The organism is Klebsiella sp. 1SOBk10mer (genome assembly GCF_046602535.1).
GTDB lineage: Bacteria > Pseudomonadota > Gammaproteobacteria > Enterobacterales > Enterobacteriaceae > Klebsiella > Klebsiella quasipneumoniae.
Genome location: NZ_JBKIUP010000001.1, coordinates 631,054 through 651,568, shown reverse-complemented (window position 1 = coordinate 651,568; position 20,515 = coordinate 631,054). Strand labels below are relative to the sequence as shown.

Here is a 20,515-nt window from a genome sequence, read left to right as displayed (position 1 = left end):
CTCCTCAGTTGATAGTCTGGTGCTTTTGCCAGGCTATATTTGTAATTTTCTTACACTGCACTGTACTGTGTTTACCTGTTTCCCGAAAGCCTTCCCCTCCGTTTGCAGCGGGAAAACCGCACAGGGTGAAAACATTCGGCGATGATTTAGGCATCTGGCTGATATTGTTCGTTGTTTGTACCTGTTTCAGGTCAGTAAAATACGACTCTGATCATGTAATGAAAAAAAACAACATTTTTTCCCGTCATTCCTCACCGCTTGCGCTTGCGGAGGGGTATATTCTTGCTAAAACGCCCGATGATTTCACCCATTAATGAAATCGTTTCCATTGATGAGCGCCCTGTTACTAATGAACATGCTGGAAAAAATCCAGTCCCGACTGGAACACCTTAGCAAATCTGAACGCAAAGTGGCGGAAGTGATCCTTGCCACCCCCGCGCAGGCCATTCATTCGAGCATCGCCGCCCTCGCCCTTGAGGCCGGAGTGAGCGAACCGACCGTCAATCGCTTCTGCCGTAGTCTCGAAACCCGCGGCTTTCCTGACTTCAAACTGCATCTCGCCCAGAGCCTTGCGCACGGCACGCTCTATGTTAACCGCAATGTTGATGAAGACGACAGCGTTGAGTCATACACGGGAAAAATATTTGAATCGGCCATGGCGAGTTTAGATCAGGTCCATCATTCTCTCGACATGTCGGCGGTGAATCGCGCGGTGGATCTGCTGACTCAGGCAAAAAAAATCGCCTTTTTCGGCCTCGGCTCCTCGGCGGCGGTCGCTCATGACGCGATGAACAAATTTTTCCGCTTTAACGTGCCGGTCATCTATTCCGACGACATTGTCCTGCAACGCATGAGTTGTATGAATTGCGATGACGATGATGTGGTGGTGATTATCTCACATACCGGAAGAACCAAGAGCCTGGTAGAGCTGGCGCAGCTGGCGCGTGAAAACGATGCCATGGTGATCGCTCTCACCTCCCCCGGCTCGCCGCTGGCCCGGGAAGCCACGCTGGCCATTACCCTGGATGTGCCGGAAGATACCGACATCTATATGCCGATGGTCTCGCGTCTGGCCCAGTTGACCGTCATTGACGTGCTGGCGACAGGCTTTACCCTGCGCCGGGGGGCAAAATTCAGAGATAACTTGAAGAGGGTCAAGGAAGCGCTGAAGGAATCGCGTTTTGATAAAGAACCGTTCGTACCCAGTGATAATCAATAAAAGTTGATAACAAGCAGTACCCCATTACACCTTCGATAACGATCCGGCTGTGCGACGTTGCAGGCTGGCGCTACCGAATCCATGTTCACGCAACACCAAAGTTGTATCAGTCAACGGAGTATTACATGTCCAGAAGGCTTCGCAGAACCAAAATCGTTACTACCTTAGGCCCGGCAACTGACCGCGATAACAACCTGGAAAAAGTTATCGCCGCGGGCGCAAACGTAGTGCGTATGAACTTCTCTCACGGCACCCCGGAAGATCATCAGCTCCGTGCCGATAAAGTGCGTGAGATTGCGGCAAAACTGGGCCGTCACGTGGCCATCCTCGGCGACCTCCAGGGACCAAAAATTCGCGTATCGACCTTCAAAGAAGGCAAAATTTTCCTCAACGTCGGCGACAAATTCCTGCTCGATGCCAACCTCGGCAAGGGCGAAGGCGATAAAGAGAAAGTCGGAATCGACTATAAAGGCCTGCCGGCGGACGTCGTGCCTGGCGATATCCTGCTGCTCGACGATGGTCGTGTGCAGCTGAAAGTCCTCGAAGTTCAGGGGATGAAAGTCTTCACTGAAGTGACCGTTGGTGGCCCGCTGTCCAATAACAAAGGGATCAACAAGCTCGGCGGCGGCCTGTCTGCCGAAGCGCTGACCGACAAAGACAAGGCCGATATCGTCACCGCCGCTAAAATCGGCGTCGACTATCTCGCCGTCTCCTTCCCGCGCTGCGGCGAAGACCTGAACCACGCCCGTCGCCTGGCGCGCGATGCCGGCTGTGATGCGAAAATCGTCGCCAAAGTCGAGCGTGCGGAAGCCGTCTGCGATCAGGACGCCATGGACGACGTGATCCTCGCCTCCGATGTGGTGATGGTTGCCCGCGGTGACCTTGGCGTCGAAATCGGCGATCCGGAGCTGGTGGGCATCCAGAAAGCGCTGATTCGTCGTGCACGTCAGCTGAACCGTTCCGTCATTACCGCCACCCAGATGATGGAGTCGATGATCACCAACCCGATGCCGACCCGTGCGGAAGTCATGGACGTGGCCAACGCCGTGCTGGATGGTACCGATGCCGTGATGCTCTCCGCGGAAACCGCTGCCGGCCAATACCCGTCCGAAACCGTGGCCGCGATGGCGCGCGTGTGTCTGGGCGCCGAAAAAATCCCGAGCCTCAACGTCTCCAAACACCGTCTGGACGTCCAGTTCGACAACGTGGAAGAAGCGATTGCTATGTCGGCGATGTATGCCGCCAACCACCTGAAAGGCATCACGGCTATCATCACCATGACCGAATCAGGCCGCACCGCGCTGATGACCTCGCGCATCAGCTCCGGTCTGCCAATTTTCGCTCTCTCCCGCCACGAGCGCACCCTGAACCTGACCGCCCTCTACCGCGGGGTGACGCCGGTGTTCTTCGACAGCCAGAATGACGGGGTGGCCGCTGCGCACGATGCCGTCAATCTGCTGCGGGACAAAGGCTACCTGGTCTCCGGCGATCTGGTGGTTGTTACCCAGGGTGACGTGATGAGCACCATCGGCAGCACCAACACCACGCGTATCCTCACCGTCGAGTAAGCCTCGGTGTCTACCTGCCAGCGATACGGCTGGCAGGTTTTTTTTTGCCCTCCGGCAGGCTACACCATCCAGCTCAGTAATAGCGTCGCGGCGATCACCGTCGACGCCCCGCCGATACGCGTCGCAATCTGTGCAAACGGCATCAATCCCATGCGGTTTGAGGCCGAGAGAATGGCCACATCCCCCGTTCCGCCTAACCCGCTGTGGCAGCTGGTGACAATGGCGGCTTCCACAGGATACATATTTAGACGTGAAGCGATAAAGAACCCGCTCAGCGCCATGGCAATGACAATTGAGCCGCACACCACGACGTAGCCAACGGAGAAGACCGATACCACGCTCTCCAGCGGTACATACAGCATGCCCAGGCCGATCATCAGCGGCCACACCAGCGCGGCGGAGACGAACTTGTAGCAGCTGTGCGCCCCCAGCTCCATCGCCGCCGGGATAACTTTGGTATATTTGCAGAATACCGCCGCCAGAATCATCAGCACCGGCCCCGGAATATGCACCACCTTCTCCAGCAGGCCGCCGACAATAAAAAAGGCACAAATCATCAGCAACCCGGCGCCCATGAGCTGAAAATCGGTCGGCTGCGTACTCTGATTCTGCGCAAAGACGCTGTTATCTTCATGGCTGCGGATCAGTAGCCCGTTGCCGGACAGCGCCGGGCGACGGGCGCCCATGCGGGCCAGAAAGCCGGCGCAGATAATGGCGAAGATGTTACCCACCACCGCCGCCGGCGCCAGCTGGGCCACGTAGACATCAGGCGTCTGCCCGAGGATCGCCGAATAAGCCAGCGACAACGGCAGGATCCCTTCGCCAATGCCGCCGCCGATAATCGGCACAATGATAAAGAAGAAGGTGTGATACAGACTGTAGCCGAATAAGCTGCCCACCAGCAGGCCGGTGGCGATTGCCGCGCCGGTCCCAACCACCAGCGGGACAAACATGCGCACCATCCCCTGGATCAGAATCGTGCGGTTCATTCCCAGGATACTGCCGACCACCAGGCAGGCGATGACGAAATAGAGGAGATTGGCCTCCTTCATCAGCAAATGCACGGTATCGAGCGTATGCGCTTCAAACACGCCAAAGTAGACCAGCACTGAGGGCATCATCAAACACAAAATCGCCGGACCGCCAATATCTTTTAACACCGGCACCATGCGGCCAATTTTCGCCAGCGCGAACCCCAGGGTCATGATGACCGCCAGTCCGCCAATCATGTTTTTTGGCAACAACCCCGCGCCCGCGGAGAGCGCCACTATCGCGGCGATACCGATGAACAGCGTTAATGGCACAGCGCCGACTTCGATATTGGCGAAAAGTCGAGTCGCTTGCCCGTTCGGCAATGTTTTATCTATCGGTTGGTTGAGTGAATTATTTTTCATATTTTTACCTGAATAATAAAGAGGTCACGTAGGGTCAGGATGCAATATTAAAATTGCGCAGCACTATGAATTCAAAAGCGCTAAACGCCGTATCAACTAAATACACCGAAACGGTAACACAGGACTTTAAAACTAAAAACGACAACCGTATTAACGCTGTCGGCTTTGTGACTGAGCCATAAAGTTTATTTTAAGTAATTTAATTTATTATCACGAAGCTAAAGTTATCGTCCGCTAAAATAATAAGCCCTGTTAATGCAACCCTATGATTTAATCCTCTTTTCCCTATTTGTAAGTAAAGTAGCCAAGGCGAAATTATTTAAAGCCAGATGACTGTGATGGCTATCACCTTTTAAATGTTAGGGGATCGTTAGATTGGCAGCACAACAAACCGATAATATATGTCAGGACCTTTTATGCCTTCACTGCTCTTGCAATCTCTTTTCCCGTTGGTATTTATCATGCTGCTCGGATGGCTTAGCGGCAAACTCGGCTATACCCGCCGTGAGGACGCCTCCGTTCTCGCCACGGTAGTTATCCGCTTTGCGCTTCCTTTTCATCTTTTTATCGGCGCATTACATACCAGCCCGGATAAAATAAAAAACTTCACCTTTATGGCGGTGCTGGTTATCGGTCTAATGGGGTCGTATTTTCTTACGCTACTGATCTCGCGCTATGTTTTTCGTCATGATATTAAAACTAGCGCGATTCAGTCGCTGGTTTGCGCCTTCCCCGATATGGCCTACTTCGGCGCTCCCGTGCTGGCGGTGCTGATAGGTCCGGAGGGCTTTCTCGGGGTGCTTATCGGAAACCTGGTGACCAGCGTGTTGATGATCCCTCTGACCATCATCCTGATCCGCATGGGAGACCAGCCCGGAGACGCTGGGGCTCCCCAGCTCCACGCCGGGCAGTTGATCCTGCAAAACCTGCTGAAAGCCGTGAGAAACCCCATTGTCTGGATCCCCATTTCCGGAGTACTGCTCAGCCTGGCCGGGATCCAGCTGCCGCATCTGCTCAGCGTACCCGTTGAAATGGTGGGTAAAATCGCCGGCGGTCTGTCACTCTTCGCCCTTGGGCTGCTGTTTTACGGTGAACGTCCGACGGTCAATATTCAAACCTGCACCAACATCAGTATTAAAAACCTGATCCAGCCGGCCATGATGGCGCTGGCCGGGCTAGCCTTTGGGCTCAGTCATACCCTGATGCAACAGGTTATTATCATCGGCGCGACGCCTTCCGCTATCGCGGCAGGGATGTTTGCCCTGCGCAGCGATACCTATATTGAACCCGCCTCATCTTCTATTTTGCTGGGCACCGCCATCGGCGTGGTCACCGAAGGCGTCATGATTTATCTCATTTCGTAATCACGGAAATAAAATACCTAGACATCAGGCAACGTTTTAATTTGATATTCAGGAGTCATGTCATGTTAGCCACAGAAACCTTATACACCCCCTATAATGGTGCCGTCCTGCTGGAAAACCCGTTATTAAATAAAGGCCTCGCGTTTACGGAAAGCGAACGCACAGCGTTTAATCTTCAGGGACTGTTACCGCACAATGTGGAAACCATTGAAGAACAAACCGAGCGCGCATGGGGCCAGTTTTGCCAGTTCAAAAAAAGTATTTCGCGCCATATTTATCTCAGAAATATTCAGGACACCAACGAGACGTTATTCTATAACCTGCTGCGCAGCCATATGAAAGAGACGCTGCCGATTATTTATACCCCGACGGTGGGTGAAGCATGCGAACATTTTTCAGAAATATATCGCCGAGGACGCGGCCTGTTCATCTCCTGGCCCAACCGTCACCATATTGACGAGATGCTGCAGGGATTTTCCCGCAACGATATCAAAGTCATCGTGGTGACCGATGGCGAGCGTATTCTGGGGCTAGGCGACCAGGGGATTGGCGGGATGGGGATCCCCATCGGCAAACTCTCGTTATATACCGCCTGCGGGGGTATTCATCCGGCATCAACGCTGCCCATTATGTTAGATGTCGGTACCAACAATCCGCAGCATCTGGAAGATCCGCTGTATATGGGCTGGCGACATCCGCGCATCAGCGACGAGCAATACCTGGAGTTTATGGACATGTTTGTCCATGCCGTTCAACAGCGCTGGCCGAATGTCTTGCTCCAGTTTGAAGATTTTGCCCAAAAAAATGCCACGCGACTGCTCAACCGCTATCGACACCAGCTGTGCTGTTTTAACGATGATATTCAGGGAACCGCCGCCGTGACATCGGGGACGCTGATCGCCGCCGCTGCCGCCGCCGGGACGCCGCTCCGCGATCAGCGGGTGGTTTTCCTTGGCGGCGGTTCGGCCGGATGCGGCATTGCGGAAAAAATCATTGCGCTGATGGTGGATGATGGGCTCTCAGAGACGGAAGCACGCCGCCGCATCTTTATGGTTGACCGCTTTGGTCTGCTGACTGTTCAGATGCCTAATCTGCTCGATTTTCAGCGCGAGCTGGCCACCCCCCGAGCCAGTATCGCCCACTGGGATACCGAGGCGGCCCAGCTGTCGCTGATGGATGTCGTACGCAACGTCCACCCTACCGTTCTGATCGGCGTGTCAGGCCAGCCGGGGCTGTTTAGCGAAGAGATAGTGAAAGAGATGCATCGGCACTGCCCGCGTCCGATTATTATGCCGCTCTCTAACCCCACTTCCCGGGCCGAGGCCCAGCCGAAGGATCTGCTGGAGTGGACTCGGGGTAGCGCGCTTATCGCCACCGGCAGCCCGTTCGACCCCGTCTTCTATGACGGCAAAACCTACGACATCGCCCAGTGCAATAACGCCTATATTTTCCCCGGTCTGGGGCTGGGGATCCTTGCCAGTAAAGCCGAGCGCGTCACCGAAGCAATGCTTATCACCTGCAGTAAAACGCTGGCCGCCCACTCGCCTCTGGCGACCCGCGAAACCGGCGGGTTGCTGCCGCCGGTAGAAGAGATCGAAATGATTTCCCGGGCCATTGCCGCTGATGTCGCCCGCGCGGCTCAGCAGGACGGCGTAGCGCCGCAGATTGACGAGGTGCAACTGGCGGCGAATATCGATAAAACCTTCTGGCGAGCGCGCTACACCGCGTATAAACGTTCGTCATTGTGATCGCTCATCTCGCGGGAAGCCGGCAGGCTTCCCGCCACTCGGGGGAACCACTCATGTTCAATGTGCTGATTGTCGATGATGATCCCATGGTGGCCGAACTGAACCAGTTATTTATCAGCCGGGTAGCTGATTTTCACTGCTGTGGAGTAGCGGCGACGATCGCCGACGCCAAAGCGATGCTAAGCCATCTGGCGCAGGTCGATCTGCTGCTGCTGGATGTCTATATGCACCAGGAGAGTGGCCTGGACCTGCTGCCGGCGCTTCGCGCTGAGGGGCGGAATATTGACGTCATCATGATGACGTCCGCCGCCGATGCGCTCACCGTCCAGACGGCACTGCGCTATGGCGTGGTTGATTACCTGATTAAACCGTTTCAGTTTTCGCGCTTTGAGGAGGCGCTGCGGACCTGGCGCAATAAACGCGATGCGAAGCAAGCGAAATCCTGCTACGCCCAGGCGGATATCGATACCCTGCTACGCCGCGGGGTTCTGCAACAGGACGGTCCCCGCCGCTTGCCGAAAGGGCTGACGCCGCAAACGCTTCGCCTGGTGTGCCGGTGGATAATCGCGCATCAGGCGCGGGATTTTTCAACCAATGAGCTGGCGGCGGCGCTGCAGATCTCCCGAGTATCGTGCCGCAAATACCTGATCTGGCTTGAGCAGATCAACGTGCTCTTCACCAGCAATCACTACGGCATCACCGGCCGCCCGGAGTATCGCTACCGGCTTGTGGCCGAGAGCGTGATGTTGCTGACGCAATATAGCCAGTGAGCCTGGAATGCCCACTGGCGCGCTTGCAGTCTACTTCTTAGGGTACAGCTCTTTGCGTTTGTAGGGCTCGATTTCACCCGGTTTGCGAGTCTTCAGCAGCTTCAGGATCCAGGTGTACTGCTCGGTGTGCGGCGTAACAAACACCTCCACCTCTTCGTTCATCCGCCGGGCGATTGTTGTATCGTCAGCGTCCAGCAGATCGTCCATCGGCGGGCGCACCAGCACCGTCAGGCGATGCGTCTTGCCATCATAGACCGGGAACAGCGGAACGACGCGGGCGCGGCATACCTTCATTAAGCGGCCAATCGCCGGCAGGGTGGCCTTATAGGTAGCGAAGAAATCCACAAACTCGCTGTGCTCGGCGCCGTGATCCTGATCGGGCAAATAGTAGCCCCAGTAGCCCTGGCGCACCGACTGAATAAACGGTTTGATCCCGTCGTTGCGCGCATGCATCCGTCCGCCAAAACGACGACGCACGGTATTCCACACGTAATCGAAGACCGGGTTGCCCTGGTTGTGGAACATCGCCGCCATCTTCTGCCCGCCGGAGGCCATCAGCATCGCCGGGATATCCACGCCCCATGCATGCGGGACGAGGAAAATCACCTTCTCGTTATTGCGCTGCAGCTCGTCGATGATCGCTTTACCCTGCCAGTCGACGCGGGCGAGAATTTTCTGCGGATCGCGCAGGCCCAGCTCGGCCATCATCACCATCGCCTGCGGCGCCGAGGCGTACATGGCGTCGATGATCGCTTCCCGCTCGTGCTCGCTTTTTTCCGGGAAGCAATACAGCAAATTAATCTGCGCCCGGCGGCGCGAGCTTTTCGCCAGACGCCCGACCAGACGACCGAGTTTGCCGAGGAGCGGATCGCGGAAGGATGGCGGCGTCAGCGCAATACCGGCGAAGGCAAAAACACCCAGCCAGGCGCCCCAGTAGCGCGGCAGTAAAAAAGATTTTTCAAACTTAGGGATAAACTCAATATTATTTTTTTTCGTTTCCATGCCCAATCCGCAGATCGACTGCTTAATCAAGATAATGGGATAGTGTAGCGAGACGTTGGGTATCCTACAAAAGAAAAAGCCGGCGCCCTGGGGCACCGGCTTTCCACTGACCGGTGGTTAGTCAAACCGCAGCTGCGGAACGACCTCTTTGACCTGCGCCAGATAATCGGTACGGTCGGAACCGCTCAGCCCTTCGGTACGCGGCAGTTTCGCCGTCAGCGGGTTGACCGCCTGCTGGTTGATCCACACTTCGTAGTGCAGGTGCGGCCCGGTAGAGCGTCCGGTATTCCCCGATAGCGCAATACGATCGCCGCGCTTCACTTTCTGCCCCGGCTTCACCAGCAGCTTACGCAGGTGCATGTAGCGAGTGGTATAGGTACGGCCGTGGCGGATCGCCACGTAATACCCGGCGGCGCCGCTGCGCTTGGCCACCACCACTTCGCCATCGCCCACTGCCAGCACCGGCGTTCCCTGCGGCATCGCAAAATCGACGCCACGGTGCGGCGCGACGCGCCCGGTGACCGGATTCAGACGACGCGGGTTAAAATTAGAGGAGACGCGGAACTGACGCGCTGTCGGGAAGCGCATAAAGCCTTTCGCCAGCCCTGTCCCGTTGCGGTCGTAGAATTTACCGTCTTCGGCACGGATGGCAAAGTAGTCCTTACCGTCGGAGCGCAGACGCACGCCGAGCAGCTGGCTTTGCTCGCGTTTGCCGTCAAGCATTTCGCGGGACATCAATACCGAGAACTCATCGCCTTTCTTCAGCTTACGGAAATCCATCTGCCACTGCATGGCCTTGATCACCGCGCTGATTTCCGTGCTGGTCAGCCCGGCATCGCGCGCGCTGGAGACAAAGCTGGCGCCGACGGTGCCCTTCAGCACGCTGTTGACCCAGTCGCCTTTCTGCAGCTCGCTGCTCATTTTAAAGCCGTTATCCACGCGGGTGTAGGTGCGGGTTTCGCGGCGGGACATCTCCCAGGTCAGACTCTGCAGATCGCCGTCGGCGGTCAGGGTCCAGGAGAGCTGCTGGCCAATCTTCAGATTACGCAGCTCTTTATCGGCGGAGGAGAGCTGGGCGATATCACCCATATCGATACCGTACTGATTCAGGATGCTGCTGAGGGTATCGCCGGTCGACACCACGTATTCGTGCCCGCCGGCATCGCTATCGGCTTTTTCGTCGAGTTCATCCTGAGGAATGGCTTCTTCTTCCTGCGGGGCCTGATCGATCGGCTCGGAGGCTTCCGGCAGCAGGGAGCGGATCTCGCTTTTTTCCAGCTCAATGGTTCTGACGATGGGGGCAGATTCCGGGTGGTAAATGTAGGGTCGCCAGACGGCGACCGCTAAGGTAAGAACGCTAAGCGACCCCAGCATAACGCGATGAGGTCGTGGCAGATTGTTAAATGCCTGAGTGACAGCGCGGGCTATCTGTTGCACGTATTCACTTCCTCGTTAATCTCCTTTCAGGCAGCTCGAATACTGATTCGCCAGTTGGGTGAGGAATTGCGGGTAACTCGCTTTACCCAGCTTAATTCCGCTACCCAGTGGATCCAGGGTCCCCATGCGCACAGACGTGCCCCGGGCAACAGCTTCGATAACCGCTGGCCTGAACTGTGGCTCAGCAAAAACGCAAGTGGCTTTCTGCTCAACCAGTTGTGTTCTGATTTCGTGTAAACGCTGCGCACCAGGCTGTATTTCAGGATTGACGGTAAAATGCCCCAGCGAGGTTAAACCGTAGTGTTTTTCAAAGTAACCGTAGGCGTCATGAAAAACGAAATAACCCTTTCCTTTCAGCGGTGCCAGCTCATTGCTAACCTGCTTGTCGGTCGCCGCCAGCGCGGCCTCGAACTGCTGCAGGTTGCTGTCGAGTTTGGCTCGACTCTGCGGCATAAGTTCCAATAATTTATCGTGGATTGCAACCGCCGAAAGCCGCGCTATCTCTGGGGATAACCACAGATGCATATTGTAGATACCGTGATGGTGATCGCCGTCACTTTTTTCCGCTGCGCCATGGTCATGACCATGATGATCGTCATCATCGTCAGCGCCGGCGATCAGCAGCGGTTTGACCCCATCCAGCTCAGCGATGGTCACCTTTTTATTCGCCGCAATGCTTTGCGTCGACTTATCCATAAAGGCTTCCATTTCCGGACCGATCCACACCACTAAGTCTGCGTTCTGTAAGCGTTTTACATCGGAAGGACGCAGGGAATAATCATGCTCAGAGGCACCATCGGGCAGCAGCACCTGGGTGTCGGTGACCCCATCTGCGATGGCTGCTGCGATAAAGCCCAGCGGTTTCATGGAAGTCACCACGGCGGCGCTGGCCTGCGGTACCTGTGCGAACAAAAAAACAGCGCTAAGTCCAGCGCAAAGAAGCGTATTTTTATGTAACATAATGCGTCTAGTCATCGAAACGAGTGAGTGTGATGTGATATTATAACATTCACTAGCTTGTGCAACCCCTAAATGATTATGACAAACCTTGTAACGCTGGAAAATGTCTCGGTGGCCTTTGGCCAACGCCGCGTGCTGTCTGACATCTCGCTGGCTCTCACGCCAGGCAAAATATTAACCCTGCTGGGGCCCAACGGCGCCGGTAAATCGACGCTCGTGCGGGTGGTTCTCGGGCTGGTAGCACCGACACAGGGTGTTATCAAGCGCGAAGAACGCCTGCGGATCGGCTATGTACCGCAGAAACTGCATCTGGACGCCACGCTGCCGCTGACCGTCAGCCGCTTCCTGCGTTTACGTCCAGGCACCCGCAAAGACGACATCCTGCCGGCGCTGAAGCGCGTGCAGGCCGGGCACCTGATCGACGCGCCGATGCAAAAACTTTCCGGCGGCGAAACCCAGCGCGTGCTGCTGGCCCGCGCCCTGCTCAATCGTCCGCAGCTGCTGGTGCTGGATGAACCGACCCAGGGCGTCGACGTCAATGGCCAGGTGGCGCTCTACGATCTTATCGACCAGCTGCGCCATGAGCTGGACTGCGCGGTGCTGATGGTCTCCCACGACCTGCATCTGGTGATGGCCAAAACCGACGAGGTATTGTGCCTGAACCAGCATATCTGCTGCTCTGGCGCACCGGAAGTCGTCTCGATGCATCCGGAGTTTATCTCTATGTTCGGCCCGCGCGGCGCGGAACAGCTGGGGATCTACCGCCATCACCATAATCACCGCCACGATCTTCAGGGGCGAATTGTATTGCGTCGGGGAAACAGCCGCTAATGATTGAACTTCTCTTACCTGGCTGGCTGGCCGGGATGATGCTGGCCTGCGCCGCCGGCCCGCTGGGCTCCTTTGTGGTCTGGCGCCGCATGTCCTATTTCGGCGATACGCTGGCGCATGCGTCGCTACTCGGCGTCGCTTTCGGTTTACTGCTTAACGTCAATCCGTTTTATGCGGTGATCGCCGTGACCCTGCTGCTGGCCGGCGGGCTGGTATGGCTGGAAAAACGGCCGCATCTGGCGATTGATACCCTGCTGGGCATCATGGCGCACAGCGCGCTGTCCCTTGGGCTGGTGGTGGTCAGTCTGATGTCTAACGTCCGCGTCGATTTGATGGCGTACCTGTTCGGCGATCTGCTGGCGGTCACGCCGCAGGATCTGATCGCCATTGCTATTGGCGTGGTGATTGTGATTGGCATTCTGCTCTGGCAGTGGCGGAATCTGCTGGCTATGACCATCAGTCCGGACCTGGCGTTTGTCGATGGCGTGAAGCTGCAGCGGGTCAAGCTGCTGTTGATGCTGGTCACCGCCCTGACTATCGGCGTGGCGATGAAGTTCGTCGGGGCGCTGATCATCACTTCTCTGCTGATTATCCCGGCCGCTACCGCCCGCCGTTTTGCCCGCACGCCGGAGCAGATGGCCGCCGTGGCGGTGGGCGTGGGCATGCTGGCCGTCACCGGCGGGTTAACCTTCTCGGCTTTCTACGACACGCCGGCCGGGCCGTCGGTGGTGCTGAGCGCTGCGGTGCTGTTTATTCTCAGCATGACGAAAAAAGCCGCCAGCTAAAAGTGAAAAAGCCCGGTCGCGCTGCTGACCGGGCTTCACCATGAACGGCTCAACCACAACGCGCTACGGCATTTCCGGCGGCGTAATCCCGAAATGGTTCCAGGCGCGCACCGTCGCCATTCTTCCCCGCGGCGTACGCTGTAGAAAACCCTGCTGAATTAAGTAGGGCTCCAGCACATCTTCAATGGTTTCCCGCTCTTCGCCAATCGCGGCGGCGAGGTTATCCAGCCCCACCGGCCCGCCGAAGAACTTATCTATCACCGCCAGCAGCAGCTTGCGGTCCATATAGTCGAACCCTTCCGCATCGACGTTGAGCATATCCAGCGCCTGGGCGGCAATGTCGGCGGAGATGGTGCCGTCGTGGCGCACTTCCGCGAAGTCACGCACCCGGCGCAGCAGACGGTTGGCAATACGCGGCGTGCCGCGTGAACGGCGGGCCACTTCCAGCGCGCCCTCGTCGCTCATCTCCAGCCCCATATGGCGGGCGCTGCGGCTGACAATATGCTGCAGATCGGGGATCTGATAGAACTCCAGACGCTGCACGATGCCAAAGCGGTCGCGCAGCGGCGAGGTCAACGAACCGGCCCGGGTGGTGGCGCCGATCAGGGTAAACGGCGGCAGGTCGATTTTAATCGAGCGCGCCGCCGGCCCTTCGCCAATCATGATATCCAGCTGGTAGTCTTCCATTGCCGGATAGAGCACCTCTTCCACCACCGGCGAGAGGCGATGGATCTCATCGATAAACAGCACATCGTGCGGTTCGAGGTTGGTGAGCATCGCGGCGAGATCGCCCGCTTTCTCCAGCACCGGGCCGGAGGTGGTACGCAGATTCACCCCCATTTCATTGGCGACGATATTGGCCAGGGTGGTTTTCCCCAACCCTGGCGGGCCAAAAATCAGCAGGTGATCGAGGGCGTCGCCGCGCAGCTTCGCCGCCTGGATAAAGATCTCCATCTGCGAACGCACCTGCGGCTGGCCGACATACTCTGCCAGCAATTTTGGGCGGATGGCGCGGTCAGCGGCCTCTTCGAAGCCGCTGCTGTCTGCCGATACCAGCCGGTCTGCTTCAATCATCCCTTACCTCACAACGCGGCGCGCAGCGCTTCGCGGATTAGCGTTTCACTGTTGGCGTCCGGACGCGCGATCTTGCTGACCATCCGGCTGGCCTCCTGCGGTTTATAGCCCAGCGCGACCAGCGCGGCAACCGCTTCCTGCTCGGCATCGTCCGCCGTCGGGCCTGCCGGCGAGGTTAACACCAGATCGGCCGCCGGGGTGAACAGATCGCCGTGCAGCCCTTTGAAGCGGTCTTTCATCTCGACGATCAGGCGTTCAGCGGTTTTTTTACCAATCCCCGGCAACTTCACCAGCGAGGCGACCTCTTCCCGCTCAACGGCGTTGACGAACTGCTGCGCCGACATGCCGGAGAGGATCGCCAGCGCCAGCTTTGGCCCTACGCCGTTGGTTTTAATCAGCTCTTTAAACAGGGTACGCTCCTGTTTGTTGTTAAACCCATACAGCAGCTGGGCATCTTCACGCACCACAAAGTGGGTGAAGACAATCGTCTCCTGCCCGGCCTCCGGCAGCTCATAAAAGCAGGTCATTGGCATGTGCACTTCATAGCCGACGCCCGCCGTTTCCAGCAACACCAGCGGGGGTTGTTTTTCGAGAATGATGCCTCTGAGTCTGCCTATCACGTGGGGCTCCTGCGTTATGGTCTAAGTATCTGGCGGTATCATAAAAAAAGGCTGGATAGATATCCAGCCTGATTTGCGATTATCGTAAGCGCCCTCGCGCCAGATTGAGCCGGGTCTCGCTGATCTGAGCGGCATTCTGGCTGACATGGCAATGGGTGATGGCGATCGCCAGCGCATCCGCCGCATCCGCCTGCGGATTGGCAGGCAGCTTGAGCAAAGTGCGCACCATGTGCTGGACCTGACTCTTTTCAGCGCTGCCAATGCCGACAACCGTCTGCTTAACCTGGCGGGCGGCGTATTCAAACACCGGTAGCGACTGATTGGTCGCCGCCACGATCGCCACCCCGCGCGCCTGCCCGAGCTTTAACGCCGAGTCGGCATTCTTGGCCATAAAGACCTGCTCAATGGCGAAAAAGTCGGGCTGGAACTGGGTGATGATCTCCGTCACCCCGGCGTAGATCAGCTTCAGCCGCGACGGCAGATCGTCCACTTTGGTGCGGATACAGCCGCTGCCAAGGTAGCTCAGCTGCCGGCCGACCTGACGGATCACGCCATAACCGGTAACGCGCGACCCCGGGTCAATGCCGAGAATAATAGCCATCACGCGCCTCCGGTGAACCGTGGATGCGGCTGCATCACAGGGTGGCTGCGACCTCGTCGGAGATCTCGCCGTTATGGTACACTTCCTGCACGTCGTCGCAGTCTTCGAGCATATCGATCAGACGCAGCAGCTTCGGCGCCGTCTCAGCATCCATATCCGCTTTGGTGGACGGGATCATCGAGACTTCAGCAGCGTCGGCTTTCAGGCCAGCGGCTTCCAGCGCGTCGCGCACGGCGCCCATCTCTTCCCATGCGGTGTAGACGTCGATCGCGCCGTCGTCATAGGTCACCACGTCTTCAGCGCCAGCTTCCAGCGCCGCTTCCATGATAGTGTCTTCATCGCCTTTCTCGAAGGAGATGACGCCTTTTTTGCTGAACAGGTAGGAGACAGAACCGTCGGTGCCGAGATTACCACCGGTTTTAGTGAAGGCGTGACGCACTTCCGCAACGGTACGGTTACGGTTGTCGGACAGACATTCCACCATCACCGCGGTGCCGCCAGGGCCATAGCCTTCGTAAATGATGGTTTCCATGTTCGCGTCTTCATCGCCGCCGACGCCGCGCGCGATGGCGCGGTTCAGAGTGTCGCGGGTCATGTTGTTAGACAGCGCTTTATCCACCGCCGCACGCAGACGCGGGTTGGACGCCGGATCGCCGCCGCCCAGACGCGCTGCGGTAACCAGTTCGCGAATGATTTTCGTAAAGATTTTACCGCGCTTGGCATCCTGTGCCGCTTTGCGATGTTTGGTGTTGGCCCATTTACTATGACCTGCCATAAAAAACTCTCCAAAAAGCGCGCCCTTTCAGGCGGCGTTAATTACAAATTCTTCAATCGCCTGCCGGTTGCTCCACGACTTGGTCAGCGCAGCGGCTTCCGTCGCGCTGACCCAGCGGTAGGCCAGATGTTCGGTAAAGGTAATTTCCCGCTCATGAGGCAGCGCAAGACAGAACCAGAATTCCGTATTTCGCTCCACTCCCGGCGCATAGCGATGACGCAAATGAGAAAAGATCTCAAACTCCACCGTGCGCTGACAGTCGATTAAGGTCAGTTGCTCGCAGGCAACGTCAATGGCGACCTCTTCCTTTACTTCACGCGCGGCAGCCTGCAGCGCGGTCTCTCCTGCTTCCAGGCTGCCGGTGACCGACTGCCAGAACGCGGGATCGTCGCGCCGCTGCAACATCAGCACCCGTTTCGTATCTTCGGCGTAAATCACCACCAGCACCGAAACGGGCAGCTTAAATGACATATTACTTGTTCTCCAGAGACGCTTTTGCCTCTTTCTCCACAACCTGAATACCCAGTTCACCGAGCGCCGCCGGATTGGCGAAGCTTGGCGCTTCGGTCATCAGGCAGGCGGCCGCGGTGGTTTTCGGGAAAGCGATAACGTCGCGGATGTTATCGGTACCGGTCAGCAGCATGGTCAGACGGTCAAGACCGAACGCCAGGCCCGCATGCGGCGGGGTACCGTATTTCAGCGCATCGAGCAGGAAGCCGAATTTCTCACGCTGCTCTTGCTCGTTAATGCCCAGAATACCAAATACCGTCTGCTGCATGTCGCCGCGGTGGATACGCACCGAACCGCCGCCGACTTCATAACCGTTAATCACCATATCGTAGGCGTTGGCCACGGCCTCTTCCGGCGCGGCTTTCAGCTCGTCCGCCGTCATATCTTTCGGCGAGGTGAACGGATGGTGCATCGCCGTCAGGCCGCCTTCGCCGTCGTCTTCGAACATCGGGAAGTCGATCACCCACAGCGGCGCCCATTTGCTCTCGTCAGTCAGGCTCAGGTCTTTACCCAGCTTCAGACGCAGCGCGCCCAGCGCGTCGGCCACCACTTTCTTATTATCGGCGCCGAAGAAGATCATGTCTCCGTCCTGCGCGCCGGTGCGGTCAAGGATCGCTTCCACGATTTCAGCGGTGAGGAATTTGGCCACCGGGCTGTTGATCCCGTCCATGCCTTTGGCACGCTCGGTCACTTTAATATAGGCCAGCCCCTTCGCGCCGTAGATCTTCACAAAGTTGCCGTATTCGTCAATCAGCTTGCGGGTCAGAGAAGCCCCGCCCGGAACGCGCAGCGCCGCCACGCGCCCTTTCGGATCGTTGGCCGGACCGGCAAAGACCGCGAACTCCACCGATTTCAGCAGGTCGGCGACGTCCACCAGCTCCATCGGGTTACGCAGATCCGGTTTATCGGAACCGTAGCGACGTTCGGCTTCGGCGAAGGTCATGATCGGGAAATCGCCCAGGTCGACGCCTTTAATCTCCAGCCACAGCTGACGCACCATCGCTTCCATGATCTCACGCACCTGCGGCGCGGTCATAAAGGAGGTTTCCACGTCGATCTGGGTAAATTCAGGCTGACGGTCGGCACGCAGGTCTTCATCGCGGAAGCATTTGACGATCTGATAGTAGCGGTCGAAGCCGGACATCATCAGCAGCTGTTTAAACAGCTGCGGCGACTGCGGCAGCGCGTAGAATTTGCCTTTATGCACGCGGGAAGGCACGAGGTAATCGCGGGCGCCTTCCGGGGTGGCTTTGGTCAGCATCGGGGTTTCGATGTCGAGGAAGCCATGGTCATCCATAAAGCGGCGCACAAAGCTGGTGATTTTCGCGCGGGTCTTCAGACGCTGCGCCATTTCCGGACGACGCAGGTCGAGGTAGCGGTATTTCAGACGCGCTTCTTCGGTGTTGACGTGATTGGAGTCCAGCGGCAGCGATTCTGAGCGGTTAATGATCGTCAGATCGGAAGCCAGCACTTCGATAGCGCCGGTGGCCATGTCCGCGTTGATGTTTTTCTCTTCACGCGCGCGAACGGTGCCAGTGACCTGAATGCAGAACTCATTACGCAGTTCAGAGGCTAACTTCAACGCATCCGCACGATCCGGATCGAAAAACACCTGAACGATGCCTTCGCGGTCGCGCATATCGATAAAAATGAGGCTACCGAGATCGCGACGGCGGTTGACCCAACCACACAGAGTCACCTGCTGCCCAACGTGGGACTGTCGAAGCTGTCCGCAATATTCTGTACGCATGAGATATCCCTTAACTTAGCCGTCGGCGGATTGTCGTCTGCCCTGCAGGCGACGAGGTCGCAGCTTTAGCTGATGTCACAACTGAATGAAAAAAGGCGGCTATTATACTGGAAATTCTGTCGTTCGATAAGTCCGACGCACGATGTACGCTGCTTTGCTGCGCGCTTAACGTCCACACTCACATAAATTAACAAAATTTGTTACCCTTTTGCTGAAGCCGCAAAGGTATTGTAGCCGCCTGACAACAGATGAAGATACGGGGATACCATGTTAGAACTCAATGCGAAAAACACGGCGCTGGTGGTGATCGATCTGCAGGAAGGCATTCTGCCTTTCGCCGGCGGCCCACATCGGGCTGACGAGGTGGTGGCGCGCGCCGCTCGCCTGGCAGACAAATGCCGGCAACAGGGTTCGCCGGTGATCATGGTCCGCGTCGGCTGGTCGGCCGATTTCGCCGAAGCGCTGAAACAGCCTGTCGACGCTCAGGCCGGGGCGCATACGCTGCCTGAGAACTGGTGGGCCTATCCGGCCGCGCTGGGTAAACAAGAGCGCGATATCGAAGTGACCAAACGCCAGTGGGGCGCGTTCTATGGCACCGACCTTGAGCTTCAGCTGCGCCGCCGCGGTATCGACACCATTATTCTCTGCGGCATATCCACCAACATCGGCGTCGAATCCACCGCCCGCAACGCCTGGGAGCTGGGCTTTAACCTGGTCATCGCCGAAGATGCCTGCAGCGCCGCCTCCGCCGAGCAGCATCAGGGCAGCATGACGCATATTTTCCCGCGCATCGGCCGCGTGCGCAGCACCGAGGAGATCCTCGCCGCGTTATGATTTATATTGGGCTTCCCCAGTGGTCGCACCCGAAATGGGTGCGCCTTGGCATCACCAGCCTTGAAGAGTACGCCCGCCACTTCAATTGCGTCGAGGGCAACACCACCCTGTATGCGCTGCCCAAGCCGGAGATTGTCGCTCGCTGGTACGAGCAGACCCACGATGACTTCCGCTTCTGCTTTAAATTCCCGGCGACTATCTCGCACCAGGCCGCCCTGCGCCATTGCGACGAGTTAAGTAGTGAATTCTTCACCCGCCTGGCGCCGCTGGCCTCGCGCATCGGCCAGTACTGGCTGCAGCTGCCGGCGACCTTTGGTCCTCGCGATCTGCCCGCGCTATGGCACTTTCTCGATGGGCTACCGAAGGATTTCACCTACGGCGTCGAAGTTCGTCACCCCGAGTTCTTCGCCAAAGGGGAAGCGGAACAGCAGCTCAACCGCGGGCTGCACCAGCGCAACGTCAACCGCGTGATCCTCGACAGCCGCCCGGTCCACAGCGCCGCGGCCACCAGTCCGGCGATGATCGACGCGCAACAAAAGAAACCGAAGGTGCCGGTGCATGCAGTGATGACCGCCCGGCAGCCAATGGTGCGCTTTATTGGCGGCGACGATATGGTCCATAATCGGGAACTGTTTCGCGTCTGGCTGCAGACGCTGCCGAAATGGCATCAGTCGGGAACGCCGTGGCTGTTCCTCCATACCCCCGACATTGCTTACGCGCCGGCGCTGGTGGATACCCTGTGGGGCGATCTGCGCGCTGCCCTGCCGGCGCTAGGAAATGCGCCGTCGATTCCGCAGCAATCTTCTCTTTTCTGATATCCTGCTATCATATCCGGAGCCATCTGCCAGAGTTAAAGGGAGTTTTCGTATGGTCAGCGCGCTGTATGCCGTTTTAGGTGCGTTATTGTTAGTGAAGTTCTCATTTGACGTGGTGCGTTTGCGCACTCAATACCATGTAGGCTATGGCGACGGCGGCTTCAGCGAGCTGCAGGTCGCCATCCGCGTTCACGGCAATGCCGTCGAATATGTGCCGATTGGCCTCATTTTGCTGTTATTTATGGAGATGAACGGCGCCCAGACCTGGATGGTGCACGTTTGCGGCATTTTATTGATCCTCGGACGACTGATGCACTCCTGGGGTTTTCATCACCGTGTCTACCACTGGCGCCGCTCCGGCATGAGCGCCACCTGGTGCGCGTTGTTGCTGATGGTGCTGGCCAATCTATGGTATATGCCCTGGGAGTTGGTTTTCTCCCTCCGTTAGCGCACAATAC

21 protein-coding genes are annotated in these 20,515 nt (G+C 57.4%); 10 read left to right on the top strand and 11 right to left on the bottom strand.

The genetic code is table 11. The features are described from left to right. Positions 1–4: 4 nt before the first annotated feature. Positions 5–154, bottom strand: coding sequence for a hypothetical protein (locus ACLH1I_RS03050; protein WP_032425929.1), 150 nt, complete (start codon positions 152–154; stop codon positions 5–7). Positions 155–313: 159 nt separating this feature from the next. Here ACLH1I_RS03050 and ACLH1I_RS03045 point away from each other — a divergent pair, with 159 nt between their 5' ends. After that, positions 314–1,219, top strand: a complete 906-nt coding sequence (locus ACLH1I_RS03045; protein ID WP_072096624.1) for a MurR/RpiR family transcriptional regulator — start codon at positions 314–316, stop codon at positions 1,217–1,219. Between the two features lie 125 nt (positions 1,220–1,344). Beyond that, the gene (gene pyk, locus ACLH1I_RS03040; RefSeq protein ID WP_151385201.1) at positions 1,345–2,787 is read left to right on the top strand and encodes a pyruvate kinase; all 1,443 of its coding nucleotides are present in this window, start codon (positions 1,345–1,347) and stop codon (positions 2,785–2,787) included. 59 nt (positions 2,788–2,846) lie between these two features. Here the strand turns inward: pyk and ACLH1I_RS03035 are convergent, their stop codons facing one another. After that, positions 2,847–4,181 carry a 2-hydroxycarboxylate transporter family protein gene (locus tag ACLH1I_RS03035; RefSeq protein ID WP_053810189.1) on the bottom strand — a complete coding sequence of 445 codons (1,335 nt, stop codon included), beginning with the start codon at positions 4,179–4,181 and terminating at the stop codon, positions 2,847–2,849. Between the two features lie 416 nt (positions 4,182–4,597). On the opposite strand from ACLH1I_RS03035, the gene ACLH1I_RS03030 reads away from it, so the two are divergent. From ACLH1I_RS03030 to dcuR, 3 genes are all read left to right on the top strand, one after another. Continuing rightward, on the top strand, positions 4,598–5,545 hold the full coding sequence (locus ACLH1I_RS03030) for an AEC family transporter (RefSeq protein ID WP_004203397.1): 948 nt from the start codon (positions 4,598–4,600) through the stop codon (positions 5,543–5,545). Between the two features lie 62 nt (positions 5,546–5,607). After that, a complete protein-coding gene (locus ACLH1I_RS03025; protein ID WP_151628735.1) occupies positions 5,608–7,293 on the top strand; it encodes an NAD-dependent malic enzyme in 1,686 nt (561 codons plus the stop codon). Positions 7,294–7,346: 53 nt separating this feature from the next. Then, a complete protein-coding gene (gene dcuR, locus ACLH1I_RS03020) occupies positions 7,347–8,063 on the top strand; it encodes a two-component system response regulator DcuR (RefSeq protein ID WP_043520567.1) in 717 nt (238 codons plus the stop codon). Between the two features lie 30 nt (positions 8,064–8,093). On the opposite strand, the gene lpxM is transcribed toward dcuR, so the two are convergent. The 3 genes from lpxM to znuA form a co-directional block, all read right to left on the bottom strand. Then, on the bottom strand, positions 8,094–9,065 hold the full coding sequence (gene lpxM / locus ACLH1I_RS03015; protein ID WP_017900217.1) for a lauroyl-Kdo(2)-lipid IV(A) myristoyltransferase: 972 nt from the start codon (positions 9,063–9,065) through the stop codon (positions 8,094–8,096). A gap of 117 nt (positions 9,066–9,182) precedes the next feature. Continuing rightward, positions 9,183–10,502, bottom strand: coding sequence for a murein DD-endopeptidase MepM (gene mepM / locus ACLH1I_RS03010; protein WP_004203403.1), 1,320 nt, complete (start codon positions 10,500–10,502; stop codon positions 9,183–9,185). 15 nt (positions 10,503–10,517) lie between these two features. Continuing rightward, entirely contained in the window at positions 10,518–11,462 is a 945-nt protein-coding gene (znuA, locus tag ACLH1I_RS03005; protein ID WP_032431085.1) for a zinc ABC transporter substrate-binding protein ZnuA, read from the bottom strand. Between the two features lie 111 nt (positions 11,463–11,573). On the opposite strand from znuA, the gene znuC reads away from it, so the two are divergent. Further along, complete coding sequence (znuC, locus tag ACLH1I_RS03000) at positions 11,574–12,293, top strand: zinc ABC transporter ATP-binding protein ZnuC (RefSeq protein WP_229583919.1); 720 nt, start codon at positions 11,574–11,576, stop codon at positions 12,291–12,293. After that, the gene (gene znuB / locus ACLH1I_RS02995) at positions 12,293–13,078 is read left to right on the top strand and encodes a zinc ABC transporter permease subunit ZnuB (protein WP_004203408.1); all 786 of its coding nucleotides are present in this window, start codon (positions 12,293–12,295) and stop codon (positions 13,076–13,078) included. The genes znuC and znuB overlap by 1 nt, the downstream gene beginning before the upstream one ends. Positions 13,079–13,141: 63 nt before the next feature. On the opposite strand, the gene ruvB is transcribed toward znuB, so the two are convergent. From ruvB to aspS, 6 genes are all read right to left on the bottom strand, one after another. Continuing rightward, positions 13,142–14,152 carry a Holliday junction branch migration DNA helicase RuvB gene (gene ruvB, locus ACLH1I_RS02990; RefSeq protein WP_004148860.1) on the bottom strand — a complete coding sequence of 337 codons (1,011 nt, stop codon included), beginning with the start codon at positions 14,150–14,152 and terminating at the stop codon, positions 13,142–13,144. Positions 14,153–14,160: 8 nt separating this feature from the next. Next, positions 14,161–14,772, bottom strand: a complete 612-nt coding sequence (gene ruvA, locus ACLH1I_RS02985) for a Holliday junction branch migration protein RuvA (protein ID WP_151385199.1) — start codon at positions 14,770–14,772, stop codon at positions 14,161–14,163. Between the two features lie 79 nt (positions 14,773–14,851). Then, positions 14,852–15,373, bottom strand: coding sequence for a crossover junction endodeoxyribonuclease RuvC (gene ruvC, locus ACLH1I_RS02980; protein WP_004203412.1), 522 nt, complete (start codon positions 15,371–15,373; stop codon positions 14,852–14,854). 34 nt (positions 15,374–15,407) lie between these two features. Next, positions 15,408–16,148, bottom strand: coding sequence for a YebC/PmpR family DNA-binding transcriptional regulator (locus ACLH1I_RS02975; RefSeq protein ID WP_002911459.1), 741 nt, complete (start codon positions 16,146–16,148; stop codon positions 15,408–15,410). A 27-nt stretch (positions 16,149–16,175) separates the two neighbouring features. Then, a complete protein-coding gene (gene nudB / locus ACLH1I_RS02970; protein ID WP_002911477.1) occupies positions 16,176–16,619 on the bottom strand; it encodes a dihydroneopterin triphosphate diphosphatase in 444 nt (147 codons plus the stop codon). Position 16,620: 1 nt separating this feature from the next. Next, positions 16,621–18,408 (bottom strand): aspartate--tRNA ligase, encoded by a 1,788-nt coding sequence (aspS, locus tag ACLH1I_RS02965; RefSeq protein ID WP_004203416.1) that lies wholly within the window; start codon positions 18,406–18,408, stop codon positions 16,621–16,623. Between the two features lie 267 nt (positions 18,409–18,675). Between aspS and ACLH1I_RS02960 the strand changes: the two genes are divergently transcribed. Genes ACLH1I_RS02960 through ACLH1I_RS02950 form a run of 3 tightly spaced genes read left to right on the top strand, consistent with a single transcriptional unit; the run spans position 18,676 to position 20,505 of the window. Continuing rightward, entirely contained in the window at positions 18,676–19,242 is a 567-nt protein-coding gene (locus ACLH1I_RS02960; RefSeq protein WP_017900220.1) for a hydrolase, read from the top strand. Beyond that, positions 19,239–20,057: a DUF72 domain-containing protein gene (locus tag ACLH1I_RS02955; RefSeq protein ID WP_004203419.1), complete on the top strand. Its 819-nt coding sequence runs from the start codon at positions 19,239–19,241 to the stop codon at positions 20,055–20,057. The genes ACLH1I_RS02960 and ACLH1I_RS02955 overlap by 4 nt, the downstream gene beginning before the upstream one ends. 52 nt (positions 20,058–20,109) lie before the next feature. Continuing rightward, positions 20,110–20,505 (top strand): MAPEG family protein, encoded by a 396-nt coding sequence (locus tag ACLH1I_RS02950; protein WP_004203421.1) that lies wholly within the window; start codon positions 20,110–20,112, stop codon positions 20,503–20,505. Positions 20,506–20,515 lie beyond the last annotated feature (10 nt).